The following is a 16,218-nucleotide window of genomic DNA, read 5'->3' on the forward strand; positions in this document are numbered from 1 at the left end:
TCAGCCGAGAGCCCAGGTGACGGTCACTTCGAACGAGACCTGCTGGGTTCCCGGGGCGAGAACCATGTCGGACATCGAGGCGTCGGGAGCGCGCATGGTCTGACCGCCACTCGTGTCGTGTGCCTCGGTGATGGTCACGACGTTCTCGAGCGACGTCCCGGACAGATCCGCGTACTGCTCGGCACGGTTCTTCGCGTCCTCGAAGGCCCGGGTGCGAGCGTCGGCCAGAAGCTGAGAGTCGTCGTCGATGGCGAAGGCGACGTTGCCGAGCCGTGCCGCGTTTCCGCCCGTCGCGATGCCGGCGTCCAGGACAGAAGAGGCTTTGTCGAGATCGCGGACGACGATTCGTACCGAGTTGGTCGCCCGGTAGCCGGTCACGTTGCCGCCGACGAACGGTCCACCACTGGCGTCGTACTGCGGCTGGACGGACAGATCGCTTGTCTGTACGTCCTCGGGGGCCACCCCGGCGGCGACTATCGCGTCGATCATCTGACGGGCCTTGTCATTCGACTCGGAGACCGCCCCCGATACGTCCGGGGCAACCACTTCGATGCCGATGTCGGCATTGAGGATGTCCGGCGCTCCGCGGACCTGCCCTGATCCGACTACTGTGACTTCCTTGGCGGCATTGTCCGAACTCCCGCAGGCCGTCAGCGAGACGGTGAGGGCTGCCGTCGCAGCGGTCAGTGCAAGAGTTTTCAGGTGTGGTCGCATGGTGAGACCGTAGCGACCGGATACTCAGCCCGCCGTGATTTGCGCCGTGACCGCGCCACTGAGCTGCGCTAGGTCCGTCGGAGCCAGCTCGATTTCGAGCCCGCGTCGGCCGGCGCTGCAGAGAATGCGGTCCCAGTCGAGCGCCGACGCATCGATCACTGTCGGCAGTTTCTTGCGCTGGCCGAGCGGTGAGATACCGCCGAAGACGTAGCCGCTCGAGCGCTCGGCTTCGGCGCGATCGGCCATGACGGCTTTGCTCGCACCGAGGGCAGCGGCTGCACCCTTGAGGGAGAGCTTGTCCGGGACCGGCAGGACCGCGACGGCGAGCTTGCCGGTGTCGAGTTTGACGACCAAGGTCTTGAAGATCTGTGCGGCCTCGACGCCTGTCGACTCTGCCAGTGCAGTGACCGCCTCGTCGCCGAAAGATTCGGCGCGAGGATCGTGGTCGTAGCTGTGGACGCGGTGCGGTGTCTTCGACTTGTCGAGAAGTACGGTCGCAGGGGTCGCTGTTCCGGCCATGAGGAACACCCTATGCGGATCGCCGACAGGTGCATCCGACCAGGCCGGGAACAGAGTCGCTGACTCCCGTGTTGGTACCAGTTGATGAAACTTGTCCCGAGAAGCGAAGGAGCGACCGTGCTGGCTGTGTGTGAGCCACCACCGGCCCGTGGGTCGGATCTTCAGTTGGCGGTAACCTTGATCCCTACGGCTAGTGAAGGGATCAGAGTGCTGGAACACGACCGGCCCAAGGACGAACCGTCAGGGGTAGCTGAACCTATCGACGGCGCTGTGTCCGAAACGCCCGAAACTGCGGATGAGTTAATTGCCCGGTTCGAGCGCGACGCGCTCCCGCTGCTCGACCAGTTGTACGGCGCTGCCCTGCGCATGACGCGGAATCCGGCTGATGCCGAGGATCTCGTGCAGGAGACGTACGTCAAGGCGTACACCGCTTTCCGTTCGTTCCGTGCCGGTACCAACCTGAAAGCCTGGCTGTACCGGATTCTCACGAACACCTACATCAACTCGTACCGAAAGAAGCAGCGCCAACCCGCGCAGTATCCGACGGACGAGATCACCGACTGGCAGTTGGCCGCCACCGCCGAGCACACTTCGACGGGGCTGCGATCGGCCGAGGTGGAGGCGCTCGACGCGTTGCCTGACGACGACATCAAGGCGGCGCTGCAGTCGCTTCCCGAGGAATTCCGTATGGCCGTGTACTACGCCGATGTCGAAGGATTCCCGTACAAGGAGATCGCGGAGATCATGGGCACACCCATCGGAACGGTGATGTCGCGACTGCACCGTGGTCGCAAGCAATTGCGTGGTCTTTTGGCCGATGTCGCAAAAGACCGGGGATTCAATCGGGACGGCGCGGTCGACACAGCCACAGTCGCAGCCACCGAGACGGAAGGTGTCACACGATGAGTGAGCAGGACGAATTCGAAAGGCTCGACTGCTCGGCAGTCATCGCCGACGTCTGGTTGATGCTCGACGGTGAATGCGACGATTCAAGTCGTGCTCGCCTGCAGCGTCATATCGACGATTGTGGATCGTGCCTCGAGGCCTACGGGATCGAAGAGAAGGTCAAGAGCCTGATCAACCGTAAGTGCGGTGGAGACCACGCGCCGGAAAGCCTGCGTCAGAGGCTCACCGTCGAGTTGCGTCGGACCATCGTCATAACGACTACCGAAACCGACAGCTAGCCCGTCAGCGAAGATCTGAGCGGCAGCAGTCGGAAGGCAGTAACGCCGAGGGGGGGGGAAGCAATGCTCCCCCGCCCCTCGGACGTTTTGTTGCGCTACATGTCAGGCGTTTGGACGCTTGCCATGGTTAGCGGCGTTGCCCTTACGGCTGCGCTTCTTACGACCACGCTTACCCATGATTGGTCTCCCTTCTGTTTCTTTCGCGTCATTGTTTCACGCCGATGCCGGTGTGGTTCCATTGGCAGGTCGATCGAGTGATCCGTCGACGTATTTTCGTGGTCAGAGTGCAGTTCCGACAGAAGTGAGGTTCACGATGGCAGAAGACGTGCGCGCCGAGATGGTTTCGACGGTCTACCAGGTCGTCGTGAGCGAGGGAGACGTCGTTGCGGACGGCGACACCCTGGTCATCCTCGAATCCATGAAGATGGAGATTCCCGTCCTGGCCGAGGTTCCGGGAACGGTGACGACGGTGGGCGTCAAGGTCGGCGACGTGATTCAGCAAGGCGATCTGATCGCCGTGATCTCCTAAGCCGGACGATGTCCACTCTCAGTGACCTCCTCGCCGAACACACCGATCTTCCCGGTGCGGCGGTCGACCATCTCCAGCGCGTCGTGGGGGAGTGGCAACTGCTCGCCGACCTCTCCTTTGCCGACGTTCTCTTGTGGGTGGGCACCGAATCGGAGAAGAACCGATCCGAGGGGACGGTCATCTGCGTCGCGCATTGCCGGCCGACAACGGCATCGACGGCTTTTCCGGAGGATGCGGTCGGAACGGTCGTTTCCGAGTCCGAGCACCCGCAGGTTCTTCGCGCTCTCGTGGAGGGCCGCGTCGTGCGCGGGGAAGACGAGACGTGGCGTGAAGGAATGCCGCCGCGTCGGGAAGCCGTTCCGGTGCGTCTGGACGGGCGAGTCATCGCTGTTCTGAGCCGCGACACCAACCTGTCGCACCAGCGAGCGCAGAGTCCGCTCGAACTCGCGTATCTCGATTGCGCCGAAGACCTGTGTCAGATGATCAGCGACGGAACCTTCCCGATCCGAGAATCGCGCTCCGACACGAACTCGAGCCCACGTGCGGGCGACGGCTTCATCCGTCTCGATACCGAAGGCACAGTCGTCTATGCCAGCCCGAACGCGCTCTCGGCCTATCACCGGATGGGTCTGAGTTCGGATCTGGTGGGTCAAGACCTCGCAGCGCTGACCCGTTCGTTGGTCACCGACCCGTTCGAGTCTCAGGAAGCTGCGGGATACATCCGAGATACGTTGGCGGACAAGCCCGGTCGCCGTATGGAGATCGAGGCGCGCGGGGCGACCGTTCTGCTGCGGGCCCTGGTTCTCAAGCCTGGCGGCCGGCATGTCGGTGCTGCGGTCGTCGTCCGCGACGTCACCGAGGTCAAGCGTCGTGATCGCGCTCTCCTGAGCAAGGACGCAACCATCCGCGAGATTCACCATCGAGTGAAGAACAATCTGCAAACCGTCGCGGCGCTTCTGCGTCTACAGGCCAGGCGAACCGGCAACGACGAAGCGCGACAAGCGTTGACAGAGTCGGTGAGACGCGTGACGTCCATCGCCCTCGTTCACGACACCTTGTCGATGTCGGTGGACGAAGAGGTGGATCTCGACGAGGTGATCGACCGGTTGGTTCCCATGCTCTCCGATGTCGCGGGAGTAGGTGTGCCGGTGACGATTCGGCGTGAGGGCAGTTTCGGAGTGTTCTCCGCCGAGCGCGCCACCCCGCTGGTCATGGTGCTGACGGAGTTGGTGCAGAACGCGATCGAGCACGCTTTCGATCCGGGTGTGACCGGCACGGTCACACTCAGTGCCGAGCGTTCTGCACGCTGGTTGGACGTGATCATCCACGACAACGGGCGCGGACTGCCGGAGAACTTCGACCTCGAGAAGTCCGATCGGCTCGGACTCCAGATCGTGCGGACTTTGCTGGGCGCCGAACTCGGTGGCTCGCTCGGACTGCACCCGGGAAGCGGAGGCGGTACCGACGCGGTTCTGCGTGTGCCGCTCGGTAGACGTTCTGCGCGTTACTGATTCGAGCCGCGTTAGCGATTCGAGCAGACAAAAAGCCCGGCACCATGTGGTGCCGGGCTGTCGTCTTCGACTGTGCAGAGGGGCTGTTCTCCGCCGCGAGTCGAACGTCTCGGTTCTACCTAGACGGAAGTGCGTGCACGGGTACGTGCGTTACGACGCTTGAGTGCGCGACGCTCGTCTTCGCTCATTCCGCCCCAGACGCCTGCATCCTGGCCGGACTCGAGAGCCCACGACAGGCACTCGGCGGTGACGGGGCAGCGGTTGCAGACAACCTTGGCATCAGCGATCTGAGCGAGGGCCGGTCCACTGTTTCCCACAGGGAAGAACAGTTCGGGATCCTCGTCGCGACAGATTGCGTTGTGGCGCCAGTCCATCTTTTTTCGCTCCTTAATTGGGTGTGTATTCACACCATTTGGTACCAATGAGTTTGTGTGTGCGTCATCAATGTTTCCGCACTGTTACTTGTGAATGCTTTCACGAACTCGCGGTATGTCAATAGGTTTGAACGGGTTCGTGGGCCAACTCACTAATTTGTGACACACCTGACGGCCACCTGGGCGTCACCGGCATTTTACCCGATTTCGACCTTTTGGCACCAGAGTTTTTGCAGGTCAAACGTGTTGCCTGACTCACGTCGTAATCGGTGCGAACACTTCCAGTGCATCCGGGACCGAGGTGAATTCGACCTTTTCACGAAGTCCGATGTAGTCGCCGTCCATCTGGAGTCCGATCGGTCGCGACGATTCGATGGTGATTGTCGGGACGTCGTCGGTGCGTAAGAGGACCTTCGATTTCGGCTCCGCGCCGCGTGCGAGTAGTTGCCGCACAACCCGCAGGGACGGCAGAACTTTGGTGCTCGTCATGGCGAAGATGCCGAGTCCACTGTCGAAGGTCGTTCCCGGATTGGTGTGTACGGGACGCTCTTCCAGATATGTCCACGGGCTCGAGTTCGAGACGAATGCGTAGTGGACTCCGGAGACGGGATCCTGATCGGGAAGGTGGACGGTCAGCGCTGGTTCGGCTCGCTTGGCACGGAAGAACGCCGCGATCGCGGTTCGGACATACCGGGCGGGTGTGGCGGCGTCACCGTTCTTACGGCTGGCGTCGACGGCCTCGCACACATCGGCGTCGAGGCCCATTCCGGCGTTGAACGTGAACCAACGGTTGTCGCAGTGTGCGAGCCCGATTCGGCGCCTGGTCCGTTCGGAGAGGAGGTCGACGAGTTGGTTCGTGGCGTCGATCGGGTCGGCGGCAATACCGAGTGAGCGCGCGAAAACGTTTGCCGAGCCGCCTGGGACGACAGCGATCGTCGGGATCGGACCGACCGGAACCGATTTCATCGACGCGGGATGCGGTGACCCGAGCAGTCCGTTGACCACTTCGTTGACCGTTCCGTCGCCACCGTGGACGATCACCGAGCCGAAGCCGTCTTCGTGGGCTTCGCGCGCCAGTTCGGCAGCATGACCCCGATGTGTGGTGTGCGCCACAGTAAGTCGCACCCGACTCTCGAGGGCGTGTGCCAACAGGTCACGACCGGCAGCGGTGGTGGAGGTGGCATTGGGGTTGACGATCAGCAGTGCGCGCACGGGGCATGAGCCTATCCGGTGTCGTGTTCTAGGCTGGCCTCGTGCCGAATACCGCCAGTCCGAACGCCCTGCCCAAGACAGTCACATGGGCGGGTGCCCTCGTGACGCTTCAAGGGCTGGTTGCCGCCGGGTTCGCGATCGTCGCAGTGATTCGCGGTGCAACCGGCCACGATCAGAGCGTCACCAACGGATACGGATTTGCCGCCTGGGTCGCGATCCTCGGCGGCGCGGTGTTGGCTGCCGGTATCGCTTTGCTGACGGGCCGCCGGTGGGGCCGGGCAATCGCCGTCGTCGCACAGTTGCTGCTCCTGCCGGTCGCCTGGTCGCTCCTGACCGATTCGCATCAGGTGCCGCTCGGCATCGTTCTGGGTGTCGTCGTTCTCGGCGCTCTGGGCTGCCTGTTCTCGGCTCCGACGTCTCGATGGATGGCAGCGGAGTACGGAGCGTACGCAGACGAGGTGTCGCCGGAAGAGGGACGCCCGGACGAGACCGACGAGCCGCGGGACAAGTAGGACGGAACGCCTACGCTGCTTCAGACCTACTCAGCTTCCGCTCTACTCAGCTTCGGCGGCGAGAGCTCCGAGGTGAGTACCGGTCAGGCGATACGTGGTCCACTCCGTCTTCGCGTCGGCGCCGAGTGACTCGTAGAACTTGATCGAGGGGGTGTTCCAGTTGAGCACCGACCAGGACAGCCGGGTGTAGTCGTTGTCGGTGCACTCCTTGGCGAGTGCGGCCAGAAGAGCCTTCCCGTGGCCTGATCCGCGCTGACTGGGCTTGACGTAGAGGTCTTCGAGGTAGATACCGTGGGCGCCGTCCCACGTCGAGAAATTGCGAAACCACAACGCCATGCCGACGACGTCGTCGGCCGAATTCACAGCGACGTGCGCGAAGGCCGTCGCGGCCGGCCCGAACAAAGCCTCGCCGATCTGTTCCGCCTTCACGGTGCACTCGTCGAGGGCCTTCTGGTAGTCGGCCAACTCGTAGATCATGTCTGTGATCGGCTGGACGTCTGCGGGCGTGGCGCGTCGGATCATAAGGAGAATCTTAGGCCTCAAGCCTCGACGAGCGGCGGCACGTTGTGATGGACGAGGTGGGTGGCGCCATGCTCGTAACCGAGAACCGAGTATGCGCCGGGGGACAAGGCGAAACGCTTTCCTTCCGTCACCGGGAGCTCGAGCCAGCGGGCGATGAGTGCGCGTGAGAAGTGGCCGTGTCCGATCAGGATCACGTCCCGCTCGGGTAGTTGTGAACGCACCGTCGACAGCACCATGTCGGTGCGGGCGTGGATCTGATCGGCCTGCTCGCCGCCGGGGCACGGGTGCGTCCAGACGGTCCAATCGGGCACCGTTGCGCGGATCTCGGGCGTCGTGAGGCCTTCGTAATCGCCGTAGTCCCATTCGGACAGTGCATCCCAGGTTCGCTCTTCCGGCAGGCCGGCGAGATCACCCGTCAACTGTGCGCGCAGCCGCGGACTCGTCAGAATCATGGGGTTCCGGAGGTCGAGGGTTCGCAAGCGATTTCCGGTCGCGGTTGCCTGCATCTCGCCGAGCGGAGTCAGCGGAACCTCGGTCCGGCCCGTGTGTTTCCCGGTGCGTGCCCACTCGGTTTCACCGTGTCGCATGAGTACGACGCGAGCACCGAGGGGGATCGACGAGGGGGCGGACTGGGACGTCATGTCGACCATCATTGCAGGCTGCCTCGCGTGTGTAGCTCGCCTCCTGGCGCGAAGTGCGCAAGGATCTACGTGTGACGACGGTTCTCGCAGTGGCGAATCAAAAGGGCGGCGTGGCTAAAACCACCACCGTCGCTTCTCTCGGTGCGGCTTTGTCCGCGCTCGGACAACGAGTTCTGGTGGTGGATCTCGACCCGCAGGGCTGCCTGACGTTCTCGCTCGGACACAACCCGGATCGCCTCGAGCGTTCGGTCAACGAGGTCCTGGCGGGTGATCTCGACGCGGTCGACGCCGTGCTGAAGACGGACGACGGTATGGATCTCCTGCCGGCCACGATCGATCTCGCGGGCGCCGAAGCGCTGCTCCTGATGCGACCCGGTCGAGAGTTCGCGCTCAAGCGGGCGCTGTCTCCGCTCCTGGGCTCTTACGACGTCATCATCATCGACTGCCCACCGTCGTTGGGTGTGCTCACACTCAACGGATTGACTGCGGCGCAGTCGGTTCTGGTTCCACTGCAATGCGAAACCCTCGCACACCGCGGCGTCGGACAGCTGCTGCGTACGGTTCGTGAAGTCCAAGCCATCACCAACCCGGATCTTGTTCTGCTCGGCGCACTTCCGACTCTGTACGACGCTCGAACCACGCACAGTCGCGACGTGCTCGCCGATGTCAGCGACCGCTACTCCCTGGCCGTTCTGGCGCCTCCGATCCCACGCACCGTCAAGTTCGCCGAGGCGTCCGCGTCGGGCGCGACGGTCCTCGCCGGACGAAAGAACAAGGGTGCGGATGCCTATCGTGAACTCGCGGACAATCTCGTAAAGCATTGGGCTGGAAACGAAGTCGTGACTTTCGCGCCGGAGCTGGCGATCTGAGGAAGGTGAGCTTCTAGCGCAGCGCGAACAAGGTATCGCCGCGCTGTTCCAGAATCGTCTCGCCCGCACTGGCGAGCACGATCGGTGTCGCCGTCTCACCGCGGTCGACTGCGATCATGCGCTGCACCGCTCCGTCCGACGGACTGACGGCTGCAATGCCGCCCGGAACGGGGATGAGCATCTGACCGGCAACCATGCTTCCGGGTCCGGACGTTCCGTTGACGATCCACGTCGGAGCCAGATCGCTCAGGCGCAGGTTGACGGTCTGCGAGCCGGTCCACCACGTGATCGAAGCCTTGTCGGCGCGGGTGCGGGCGCCTTCGGTCACCGTTCCCTCGATCGGATAGTCGACGATCGGATTGCCGGATCCGTCGAAAATGGTGATGCGAGAAACGGTTCCGTTGGCGGCAGGGAGGTAGACGGCCGTCTTTTCGCCGGCCACGGCAAGCAGGCGGGCGCCCTCGGAGTCGAGGAGAATCGCGGATCCGTACTCTTCGGGTTCCTGGGCGTCCTTGGGTGCGGGATTCATCACCGTCAACCTGTTGGAGGCTTCACCGGGGCAGCGCTCGAGTACCGAGACTCGGTTGGCGCTCGACGCAGCGTCGAGCAGCGTGCATCCGGTGCGGGGTTGCTTGTTGGGGTTGACCTTCGCGTCGACCCGGCCGTACTCGAGGGTTCGGACGAGGTCCGAGCGCCACAGCTCCATTCGCTCACTGCCGCGCGAAATCAGGTAGGTGCCGTCCGCTGAAAGGCTGACCGCAGAATCGGCGTCGCTGTTGCGCTGGTCCTTTCGGGCGCCGGTGTCGGCGACCAGCGACGTGACCTGAGAGCAACCGCGATCGTCCTGATAGACGCTGACGACGCGATCCCACGAACCGATCGCGCCGCACAGCGGAATGTTGCGCGCGTATCGCCACACTTCTTCGCCCGTTGCCGGATCGCGGCCGATCACCTCGGAGTCGTCGGCGGTGACGACGGCATTTCCGACGGTGATCGGTGCCGTCGAGTCGGCACTGGGAGATTCCCACGTCTGCTTCAGGATGTCGGGTAACAACACCGACGTCGACAGAGGTGGGAGTGGAGATTCGGCGGTGACCGAGGTGGTTCCGCGCGCATCACTGCGCAACCACACAACGGTCACCGCCACGATTACGGCCAGCGCGATTGCCAGCGCACCGATCACATCTGAGCGAGTACGCCTTTCGGGAGCCAGCACATCGGCAGCTTACTCTGCGGCGCCTGCCGTCGCGGAAGCCGCGGGGCGACGACGCCGACGGCGACGCGGCTTGGCCGCTCCGTCTTCGTCCGAGTTCTCGGCAGCGGTTGCCGCGGGTGCCGAAGGGGGAGCTGTGGTGGCGCCGGCGGTGGTGGACGTCGCGGCGTCGGTCGAAGCGCCGGCGCGGGTGCGGCGACGGGTCCGGTTGCGGCGGGGAGCGGCCTTCTCTTCGTTGCCGTCCGAGTCGGTCGACTTCGGCGCGTCTGCTTTGTCCGTTGCTGCCTTGTCCGTTGCTGCCTTCTCAGGGGCGGCCTTGGCCTTGCGAACAGTGCCCTTGGCATCGGCCGGAATGGACAACTCTTCGTAGAGGTGCGGCGAGCTGGAGTAGGTCTCGACCGGGTCGGGGATTCCGAGGCTCAGTGCCTTGTCGATGAGCTGCCAGCGAGGGATGTCGTCCCAGTCGACCAGCGTGACGGCGATGCCGGTGCGTCCGGCGCGGCCGGTACGACCGATGCGGTGGACGTAGGTCTTCTCGTCCTCGGGGCACTGGTAGTTGATGACGTGGGTGACGTCGTCGATGTCGATACCGCGGGCAGCGACGTCGGTGGCGACCAGAACGTCGACCTTGCCGTTACGGAAGCCCTTCAGCGCCTTTTCACGGGCGATCTGTCCGAGGTCACCGTGGACGGCACCGACGGAGAAGCCGCGTTCCGCGAGATCGTCGGCCACCTTCTGGGCTGTGCGCTTGGTGCGGGTGAAGATCATCGTCGCGCCGCGGCCTTCGGCCTGCAGGACGCGGGCGACCATCTCGGCCTTGTCGAGCGCGTGTGCACGGTAGATGTGCTGGCTGGTGCGATCGTGCACCGCGGAGGATTCGGCCTCTTCGGCGCGGATGTGCGTCGGCTGCGTCAGGAAGGTGCGAGCCAGGGTGATGATCGGGCCGGGCATCGTCGCGGAGAAGAGCATCGTCTGACGCTTGTCGGGGACCATGCCCATGAGGCGTTCGATGTCGGGGAGGAATCCCAGGTCGAGCATTTCGTCGGCCTCGTCGAGGACGAGAACGCCCACCTTGCCCAGGATCAGGTGCGACTGGTTGGCGAGGTCGAGCAGGCGACCCGGGGTGCCGACGACAACGTCGACGCCCTTCTGGAGTGCCGAGATCTGCGCCTCGTACGGACGGCCGCCGTAGATGGGCAGAACCTGGAGACCGCGGTCGCCGACCCGGAGGTACTTGCTGGCGTTCTCGAGGTCGCGGGCGACCTGGATGCACAGCTCGCGGGTGGGAACGATGATCAGAGCGCGGGGCGTGCCGTCGAGAACAGCTGTGCCGTTCTCGGCGGTGACGATGCGATGCAGGAGCGGGACGCCGAAACCGAAGGTCTTGCCCATTCCGGTGCGGGCCTGACCGATGAGGTCGTCACCGGCGAGAGCCAACGGAAGGGTGAGTTCCTGGATGGCGAAGGTGCGCTCGATGCCGATCTCGTTCAGTGCGCGGACGATTTCGTCGCGGACACCGAGTTCGGCGAAGCTCGGGGGTACATGGGTGTCGTCGAGCTGGACGGAAACGGTGTTCTCGGTTGCTTCGTCTTCGTGGTCGACAGTGATCTTGCTCAGGGGACTAGCCTTTCCTCGTGGCGGTACGCACGCACAAGGTAAGGGGCCAGGCCGTAAGTCGGCCGATGTCGATGCCCTCTTTTTCTTCGGTCATGCCTACGCCTCAGCACTGAATTCCACTCGGACGAATTCGAACCGTCCGGAGATCTCGGCGAAGCGGGCGACAACCGTCGATGCAGGTGCGCGCACATTATCGGTGGGGTTCGTGTGAATACAGCCGTCCCGGCTAACCAATTGGCCCGGGGGAACTGGCGAACTCCCAAGACCATTGTAGCTGCACGTTGTCCGTCCCTCGCGATGACATGTCGAAGATCACCGAATCGGACATGCGGTCCTTGCCGGTCGCGTCGGCCGTCGAAGCACTACAGTTCGTAGTCATGGGCGCACACGATCTTGATGCTTCGACGGACGCTGGAACCGGAGGCCGAGTCGCTTCCGATCACCCTGGCGTGATCGATTTGTTTGCCGTTCTCGCGTATGGCGAGATTTCGGCGTTCTACCGTTTGGCGGAGGACGCACAAATGGCACCGGACCTGCGAGGCAAGGTGGCGTTCGCCAGCATGGCCGCCGCCGAGATGGACCACTTCGAGACTCTGGAAACGGCGTTGACGGAACGTGGCCACGAGATCTTCGCCGTCATGGACCCGTTCGTTCGAGCTCTCGACAACTACCACGCGTCGACGACACCGTCGACGTGGCTGGAATCGCTCGTGAAGGCGTACGTCGGCGACGGAATCGCTGCCGACTTCTATCGCGAGATCGGGCACTCCCTCCCGGCGGATGTCGCGGAAATCGTCGAGGACGTGCTGTCCCAGACGGGCCACTCGGAGTTCGTGGTGCTCGAGGTGAAGGCAGCAGTGGAGGCCAGTACTCGCGCCAAGGACCGGTTGATGCTGTGGGGACGCCGTCTTCTGGGCGAAGCAATCACGCAGGCACAGTTCGTGCTGGCGCAGCGTGAAGATCTCACCGATCTGGTGATCTCCGCCTCCGGCGACCTCAACGGAGTTGTCGCGTTGTTCGACGGCATGCAGGCGAAGCATGCCGAGCGGATGGCGATTCTCGGACTCGTCTAGGTGCCTGTTCGCTCTGGGCACAGCGTGCAGAGGAGCGTGGGCGGTCGTTGCTGCATTAGCCTTGCGTCGACAACGGATGTAATTCACGAACAGTTCGGAGGTTGACCGTGGAGGTCAAGATCGGTGTAATCGACAGCCCGCGTGAGCTCATCGTCAACAGCGAACAGACCCCTGACGAGGTCGAGACACTGGTCGCGGCTGTCCTCGGTGGCCGCGAGCCGGTTCTGGCTCTCGTCGACGACAAGGGCCGCAAGTTCCTGGTGCAGGCTTCTCGTGTGGCGTACGTGGAGATCGGTCCGTCCGATATCCGCAAGGTCGGATTCGCGCCTACCGTCTGACGCGTAGCCGTAACAGCAGAATGGGCGGGCAGTCGTGAGACTGCCCGCCCATTCTCGTTCGGGTTCCGGTTACTTCGTTTCGGCTTGCAGCGGCACGTGTGAGAGACCGCCCCACGCGAGGGTCACGGTGATTTCCACGGCTTCTTCCTTCGGGATCGGCCGCGCGGCCTCGAGCCAGTACCGCGCAGTGAACTGGCTGGCACCGACAAGACCGACCGCAAGGATGCGCGCGCGGTACGGATCGAGTCCGGAATCCTGACTCACCAGGTCGAACACGGCGTCGACGCAGGCTTCGGTGGCTTGTTCGACGCGTGTCTGGACCTGAGGTTCGCCCATGATGTCGGACTCGAACACCAGGCGGAAGCCCTGGGAGTCGTTGTCGACGAAGTCGAAGAACGCCTGGACCGCGGCGCGGACACGCTGTTTGTTGTCCGTCGTCGATCGCAGGGCCTGGCGTACACCCGAGATGAGGCTGTCGACGTAACTCTGCAGGACTGCGACGTACAGTTCGAGTTTGCCTGGGAAATGTTGGTACAGAACTGGCTTGCTGACACCGGCACATTCGGCGATCTCGTCCATGCCGGCCGAGTGGTACCCGTTCGCAACGAATACCTCACTTGCAGCTGCGAGGAGCTGGAGGCGGCGCGCATCGCGCGGGAGGCGGGTGCTGCGACGTGTTCCGGCAGGCTTGCCAGCCGTTGTACCGCGATCGGAGTCAGTCCGATCCGCGAGTTCTGTCATGTCGCTTCCAATCTGAGCAAAAGTAATTCGGTCGGCGCGCGGATCCGCGAGTCGCGTGTGCGTACCCGCCAGTATCCTCCGTCACACCGGTCGTAGCCGAATGAACGATACCGTGTGTCGCCCGGGCGAGTCGCGCGTGCCTCGGTGAGCGAGACCAGCGGTCTTTCTCGTTACAGGACGGGCTGCCATGACACGCCAGGACCAGCAAGTTTCGGTCAGCCCGGGCGAGCGACTTGCCGTGTGTGAGATTCTGGACGACGTGACTGACCCAGGGGGACCGCGCATGCGTGGACGAACTACGCAGAACCCTGAACGTGAGGAACGTCGAATGCGTAGCGGAACTGGAGCGCCTCGCGACGAACGTCGGCCGGAGGTGCCGGATGATCGTGCCTACGGCGAACGCGACTATCGCGGCATTTCCTCCCATCAGCCTTTGCGCGCCCAATGGGATCCGACCAAACGAGAAGTGGGCCGAACCCCGCGTAATCCGCGACCGGACCGGGCAGCGCGAAAGCAGAGCAAGCTCGGGCGCTTCGTCTCGACCTACGGTTGGCGGGCCTACGCGATTCCGGTTCTCGTGGTGCTCACCATTCTTGTGATCGTCGATGCGGTACGGCCGGACGCCACAGACTCCGCGAGCAAGACGTCGGCCACCGCCGACCTCGCGCACAGCACCGACGGAACCGATGTCATCGGTGCCCCACCGGCCGGAGACGGAACTTTTGCCTCGTCGATACCGTCCGGTGCCCTTCCCGACGGTGGTCCGTTCACCGTCGCGGGGGGTGGAACGTGGCACGTCGTACCAGGTACGACGGGCAAGGTCGGACAGGGAACCGAACGCGAGTTCACGTACACGGTCGAGATCGAGGACGGCGTCGACACGACCGGCTTCGGCGGAGACGAATCGTACGGACGCATGGTCGACCAGACCCTGGCCAATCCGAAGAGTTGGACCAACGATCCCAAGGTCGCGTTCCGGCGCGTCGACGCCGGCGAGCCGGACTTCCGGATCTCCTTGACCTCACAGATGACGATCCGCGAAGGCTGTGGATACGAAATCGAACTCGAAGGATCCTGCTACAACCCGAGCATGGACCGAGTCCTGCTCAACGAACCGCGATGGGTGCGAGGCGCCATTTCGTTCCAGGGCGACATCGGCTCGTATCGGCAGTATCAGATCAATCACGAGGTCGGCCATGCCATCGGATACGCCGCTCATCAGCCGTGCGAGACCGAAGGTGGACTCGCACCGATCATGATGCAGCAGACCTTCGGAACCGCGAACAACGACATCGCTAGGCTTGATCCCGAGGGCGTCGTTCCGATGAACGGACTCACGTGCCGCTTCAATCCGTGGCCGTACCCCCGAGCGTGACCGGATCGAGAATCCCTGATCTCGTCTTGAACTAGGAGTGTTTCGCGGTGTCTGCAACACCCGTCGTATTGCCACCACTGGTGGAGCCGGCAGCCGAGTTGAGCCGGGAGGAAGTTGCCCGATACAGTCGGCACCTGATCATCCCGAACGTAGGCATGACCGGTCAGAAGCGGCTCAAGAATGCACGAGTCCTGTTCATCGGCGCCGGTGGATTGGGTTCACCGGCACTGCTCTATCTCGCGGCCGCAGGAGTGGGCACCATCGGGATCGTCGAGTTCGACGAGGTCGACATGTCGAACCTGCAGCGTCAGGTGATTCACGGACGCTCCGACGTCGGACGCCCGAAGGCGCTCAGTGCGAAGGAGTCGATTCTCGAAATCAACGAGCACGTCGACGTCCGGTTGCACGAGTTCCGCCTGGACAACTCCAACGCGGTCGAACTGTTCTCCGAGTACGACCTGATCCTGGACGGTACGGACAACTTCGCGACGCGGTACCTCGTCAACGATGCTGCCGTCATCGCGGGAAAGCCGTACGTGTGGGGCTCGATCTACCGCTTCGAAGGGCAGGTCTCGCTCTTCTGGGAAGACGCCCCGGACGGCGCGGGACTGAACTATCGCGATCTTTACCCGGAGGCGCCGCCGCCAGGCATGGTCCCCTCGTGCGCCGAGGGTGGTGTGCTCGGAGTCCTGCCTGCGACCGTCGGTTCGATCATGGCGACCGAGGCGGTCAAGCTCATCACGGGGATCGGCGAACCGCTTCTCGGACGCCTGATGATCTACGACGCACTTGCGATGACGTTCCGGACGATCCGCCTTCAGCGTGATCCGACTCGCGTGCCGGTCACCGCCTTGATCGACTACGACGCGTTCTGCGGTGTCGTGTCCGAAGAGGCGAGTGCCGCTGCTGTCGGTTCGACGATCACGGCGCCCGAACTGGAGGCCATGATCGGCGAGGGACGGTCGATCGAGCTGGTCGACGTACGAGAACCTGTTGAATGGGACATCATGCATCTGCCGGGGGCCGTGCTGATCCCGAAGGACCGCATCCTGTCCGGTGAAGCTCTGGCGACGTTGCCGCAGAACAAGCAGATAGTGCTGTACTGCAAAACCGGCATTCGTTCCGCCGAGGCACTGGCATTTCTCAAGAACGCCGGTTTCTCCGACGCGGTCCACGTTCAAGGCGGCGCGATCGCCTGGGCGAACCAGGTGGATGCGAGTCTGCCGGTCTACTAGGCGCGCCTCGCGGGAGGCGGCGCCGCGCACCGGTAGCGT

At 63.5% G+C, this 16,218-nt stretch carries 20 protein-coding genes; 10 read left to right on the plus strand and 10 right to left on the minus strand.

Annotated elements, in window-relative coordinates:
* Both AC1Q61_RS21200 and ybaK read right to left on the minus strand, forming a co-directional pair.
* Nucleotides 1-714, minus strand: a complete 714-nt coding sequence (locus tag AC1Q61_RS21200) for an SIMPL domain-containing protein (RefSeq protein ID WP_042922163.1) — start codon at nucleotides 712-714, stop codon at nucleotides 1-3.
* A 24-nt stretch (nucleotides 715-738) separates the two neighbouring features.
* Nucleotides 739-1,233 carry a Cys-tRNA(Pro) deacylase gene (gene ybaK, locus AC1Q61_RS21205; RefSeq protein WP_030535005.1) on the minus strand — a complete coding sequence of 165 codons (495 nt, stop codon included), beginning with the start codon at nucleotides 1,231-1,233 and terminating at the stop codon, nucleotides 739-741.
* A gap of 207 nt (nucleotides 1,234-1,440) precedes the next feature.
* Between ybaK and AC1Q61_RS21210 the strand changes: the two genes are divergently transcribed.
* Nucleotides 1,441-2,139 (plus strand): sigma-70 family RNA polymerase sigma factor, encoded by a 699-nt coding sequence (locus AC1Q61_RS21210; RefSeq protein ID WP_042922166.1) that lies wholly within the window; start codon nucleotides 1,441-1,443, stop codon nucleotides 2,137-2,139.
* A complete protein-coding gene (gene rsrA, locus AC1Q61_RS21215) occupies nucleotides 2,136-2,417 on the plus strand; it encodes a mycothiol system anti-sigma-R factor (protein WP_003940722.1) in 282 nt (93 codons plus the stop codon). Before AC1Q61_RS21210 ends, rsrA begins: the two co-directional genes overlap by 4 nt.
* Before the next feature lie 102 nt (nucleotides 2,418-2,519).
* Here the strand turns inward: rsrA and AC1Q61_RS21220 are convergent, their stop codons facing one another.
* Nucleotides 2,520-2,594, minus strand: a complete 75-nt coding sequence (locus AC1Q61_RS21220; RefSeq protein ID WP_022597109.1) for a 50S ribosomal protein bL37 — start codon at nucleotides 2,592-2,594, stop codon at nucleotides 2,520-2,522.
* A gap of 136 nt (nucleotides 2,595-2,730) precedes the next feature.
* Between AC1Q61_RS21220 and AC1Q61_RS21225 the strand changes: the two genes are divergently transcribed.
* On the plus strand, nucleotides 2,731-2,946 hold the full coding sequence (locus AC1Q61_RS21225; protein WP_007731208.1) for a biotin/lipoyl-binding carrier protein: 216 nt from the start codon (nucleotides 2,731-2,733) through the stop codon (nucleotides 2,944-2,946).
* A gap of 8 nt (nucleotides 2,947-2,954) precedes the next feature.
* Nucleotides 2,955-4,457, plus strand: coding sequence for a sensor histidine kinase (locus AC1Q61_RS21230; RefSeq protein ID WP_003940890.1), 1,503 nt, complete (start codon nucleotides 2,955-2,957; stop codon nucleotides 4,455-4,457).
* A 119-nt stretch (nucleotides 4,458-4,576) separates the two neighbouring features.
* Here AC1Q61_RS21230 and AC1Q61_RS21235 read toward each other — a convergent pair whose 3' ends face one another.
* Nucleotides 4,577-4,831, minus strand: coding sequence for a WhiB family transcriptional regulator (locus AC1Q61_RS21235; protein ID WP_003940950.1), 255 nt, complete (start codon nucleotides 4,829-4,831; stop codon nucleotides 4,577-4,579).
* A gap of 255 nt (nucleotides 4,832-5,086) precedes the next feature.
* Nucleotides 5,087-6,043, minus strand: coding sequence for a diacylglycerol/lipid kinase family protein (locus tag AC1Q61_RS21240; RefSeq protein ID WP_007731209.1), 957 nt, complete (start codon nucleotides 6,041-6,043; stop codon nucleotides 5,087-5,089).
* A 41-nt stretch (nucleotides 6,044-6,084) separates the two neighbouring features.
* Here AC1Q61_RS21240 and AC1Q61_RS21245 point away from each other — a divergent pair, with 41 nt between their 5' ends.
* A complete protein-coding gene (locus AC1Q61_RS21245) occupies nucleotides 6,085-6,555 on the plus strand; it encodes a hypothetical protein (protein ID WP_007731217.1) in 471 nt (156 codons plus the stop codon).
* Nucleotides 6,556-6,597: 42 nt separating this feature from the next.
* Here the strand turns inward: AC1Q61_RS21245 and AC1Q61_RS21250 are convergent, their stop codons facing one another.
* Together AC1Q61_RS21250 and AC1Q61_RS21255 are read right to left on the minus strand one after the other, a co-directional pair.
* Nucleotides 6,598-7,077 (minus strand): GNAT family N-acetyltransferase, encoded by a 480-nt coding sequence (locus AC1Q61_RS21250; RefSeq protein ID WP_003940724.1) that lies wholly within the window; start codon nucleotides 7,075-7,077, stop codon nucleotides 6,598-6,600.
* 17 nt (nucleotides 7,078-7,094) lie between these two features.
* Entirely contained in the window at nucleotides 7,095-7,718 is a 624-nt protein-coding gene (locus AC1Q61_RS21255; protein WP_080712671.1) for an acid phosphatase, read from the minus strand.
* A gap of 71 nt (nucleotides 7,719-7,789) precedes the next feature.
* Here AC1Q61_RS21255 and AC1Q61_RS21260 point away from each other — a divergent pair, with 71 nt between their 5' ends.
* Entirely contained in the window at nucleotides 7,790-8,587 is a 798-nt protein-coding gene (locus AC1Q61_RS21260) for a ParA family protein (RefSeq protein ID WP_030535000.1), read from the plus strand.
* A gap of 13 nt (nucleotides 8,588-8,600) precedes the next feature.
* Here the strand turns inward: AC1Q61_RS21260 and AC1Q61_RS21265 are convergent, their stop codons facing one another.
* The gene (locus tag AC1Q61_RS21265; protein ID WP_275231471.1) at nucleotides 8,601-9,803 is read right to left on the minus strand and encodes an Rv3212 family protein; all 1,203 of its coding nucleotides are present in this window, start codon (nucleotides 9,801-9,803) and stop codon (nucleotides 8,601-8,603) included.
* 9 nt (nucleotides 9,804-9,812) lie between these two features.
* Nucleotides 9,813-11,417, minus strand: coding sequence for a DEAD/DEAH box helicase (locus AC1Q61_RS21270; protein ID WP_030534998.1), 1,605 nt, complete (start codon nucleotides 11,415-11,417; stop codon nucleotides 9,813-9,815).
* Between the two features lie 377 nt (nucleotides 11,418-11,794).
* Here AC1Q61_RS21270 and AC1Q61_RS21275 point away from each other — a divergent pair, with 377 nt between their 5' ends.
* Nucleotides 11,795-12,490 (plus strand): ferritin-like fold-containing protein, encoded by a 696-nt coding sequence (locus AC1Q61_RS21275; protein ID WP_029255047.1) that lies wholly within the window; start codon nucleotides 11,795-11,797, stop codon nucleotides 12,488-12,490.
* 107 nt (nucleotides 12,491-12,597) lie between these two features.
* The gene (locus AC1Q61_RS21280) at nucleotides 12,598-12,828 is read left to right on the plus strand and encodes a DUF3107 domain-containing protein (RefSeq protein WP_003942312.1); all 231 of its coding nucleotides are present in this window, start codon (nucleotides 12,598-12,600) and stop codon (nucleotides 12,826-12,828) included.
* A 69-nt stretch (nucleotides 12,829-12,897) separates the two neighbouring features.
* Here AC1Q61_RS21280 and fasR read toward each other — a convergent pair whose 3' ends face one another.
* A complete protein-coding gene (gene fasR, locus AC1Q61_RS21285) occupies nucleotides 12,898-13,569 on the minus strand; it encodes an HTH-type transcriptional activator FasR (protein ID WP_003942309.1) in 672 nt (223 codons plus the stop codon).
* Nucleotides 13,570-13,897: 328 nt separating this feature from the next.
* Here fasR and AC1Q61_RS21290 point away from each other — a divergent pair, with 328 nt between their 5' ends.
* Together AC1Q61_RS21290 and moeZ are read left to right on the plus strand one after the other, a co-directional pair.
* Nucleotides 13,898-14,944 carry a DUF3152 domain-containing protein gene (locus tag AC1Q61_RS21290; RefSeq protein ID WP_007731223.1) on the plus strand — a complete coding sequence of 349 codons (1,047 nt, stop codon included), beginning with the start codon at nucleotides 13,898-13,900 and terminating at the stop codon, nucleotides 14,942-14,944.
* Nucleotides 14,945-14,991: 47 nt separating this feature from the next.
* Nucleotides 14,992-16,179: an adenylyltransferase/sulfurtransferase MoeZ gene (moeZ, locus tag AC1Q61_RS21295; protein ID WP_125050606.1), complete on the plus strand. Its 1,188-nt coding sequence runs from the start codon at nucleotides 14,992-14,994 to the stop codon at nucleotides 16,177-16,179.
* Nucleotides 16,180-16,218: the final 39 nt, after the last annotated feature.

The sequence above is a fragment of the Rhodococcus sp. MPR-R1B genome (assembly GCF_058793255.1).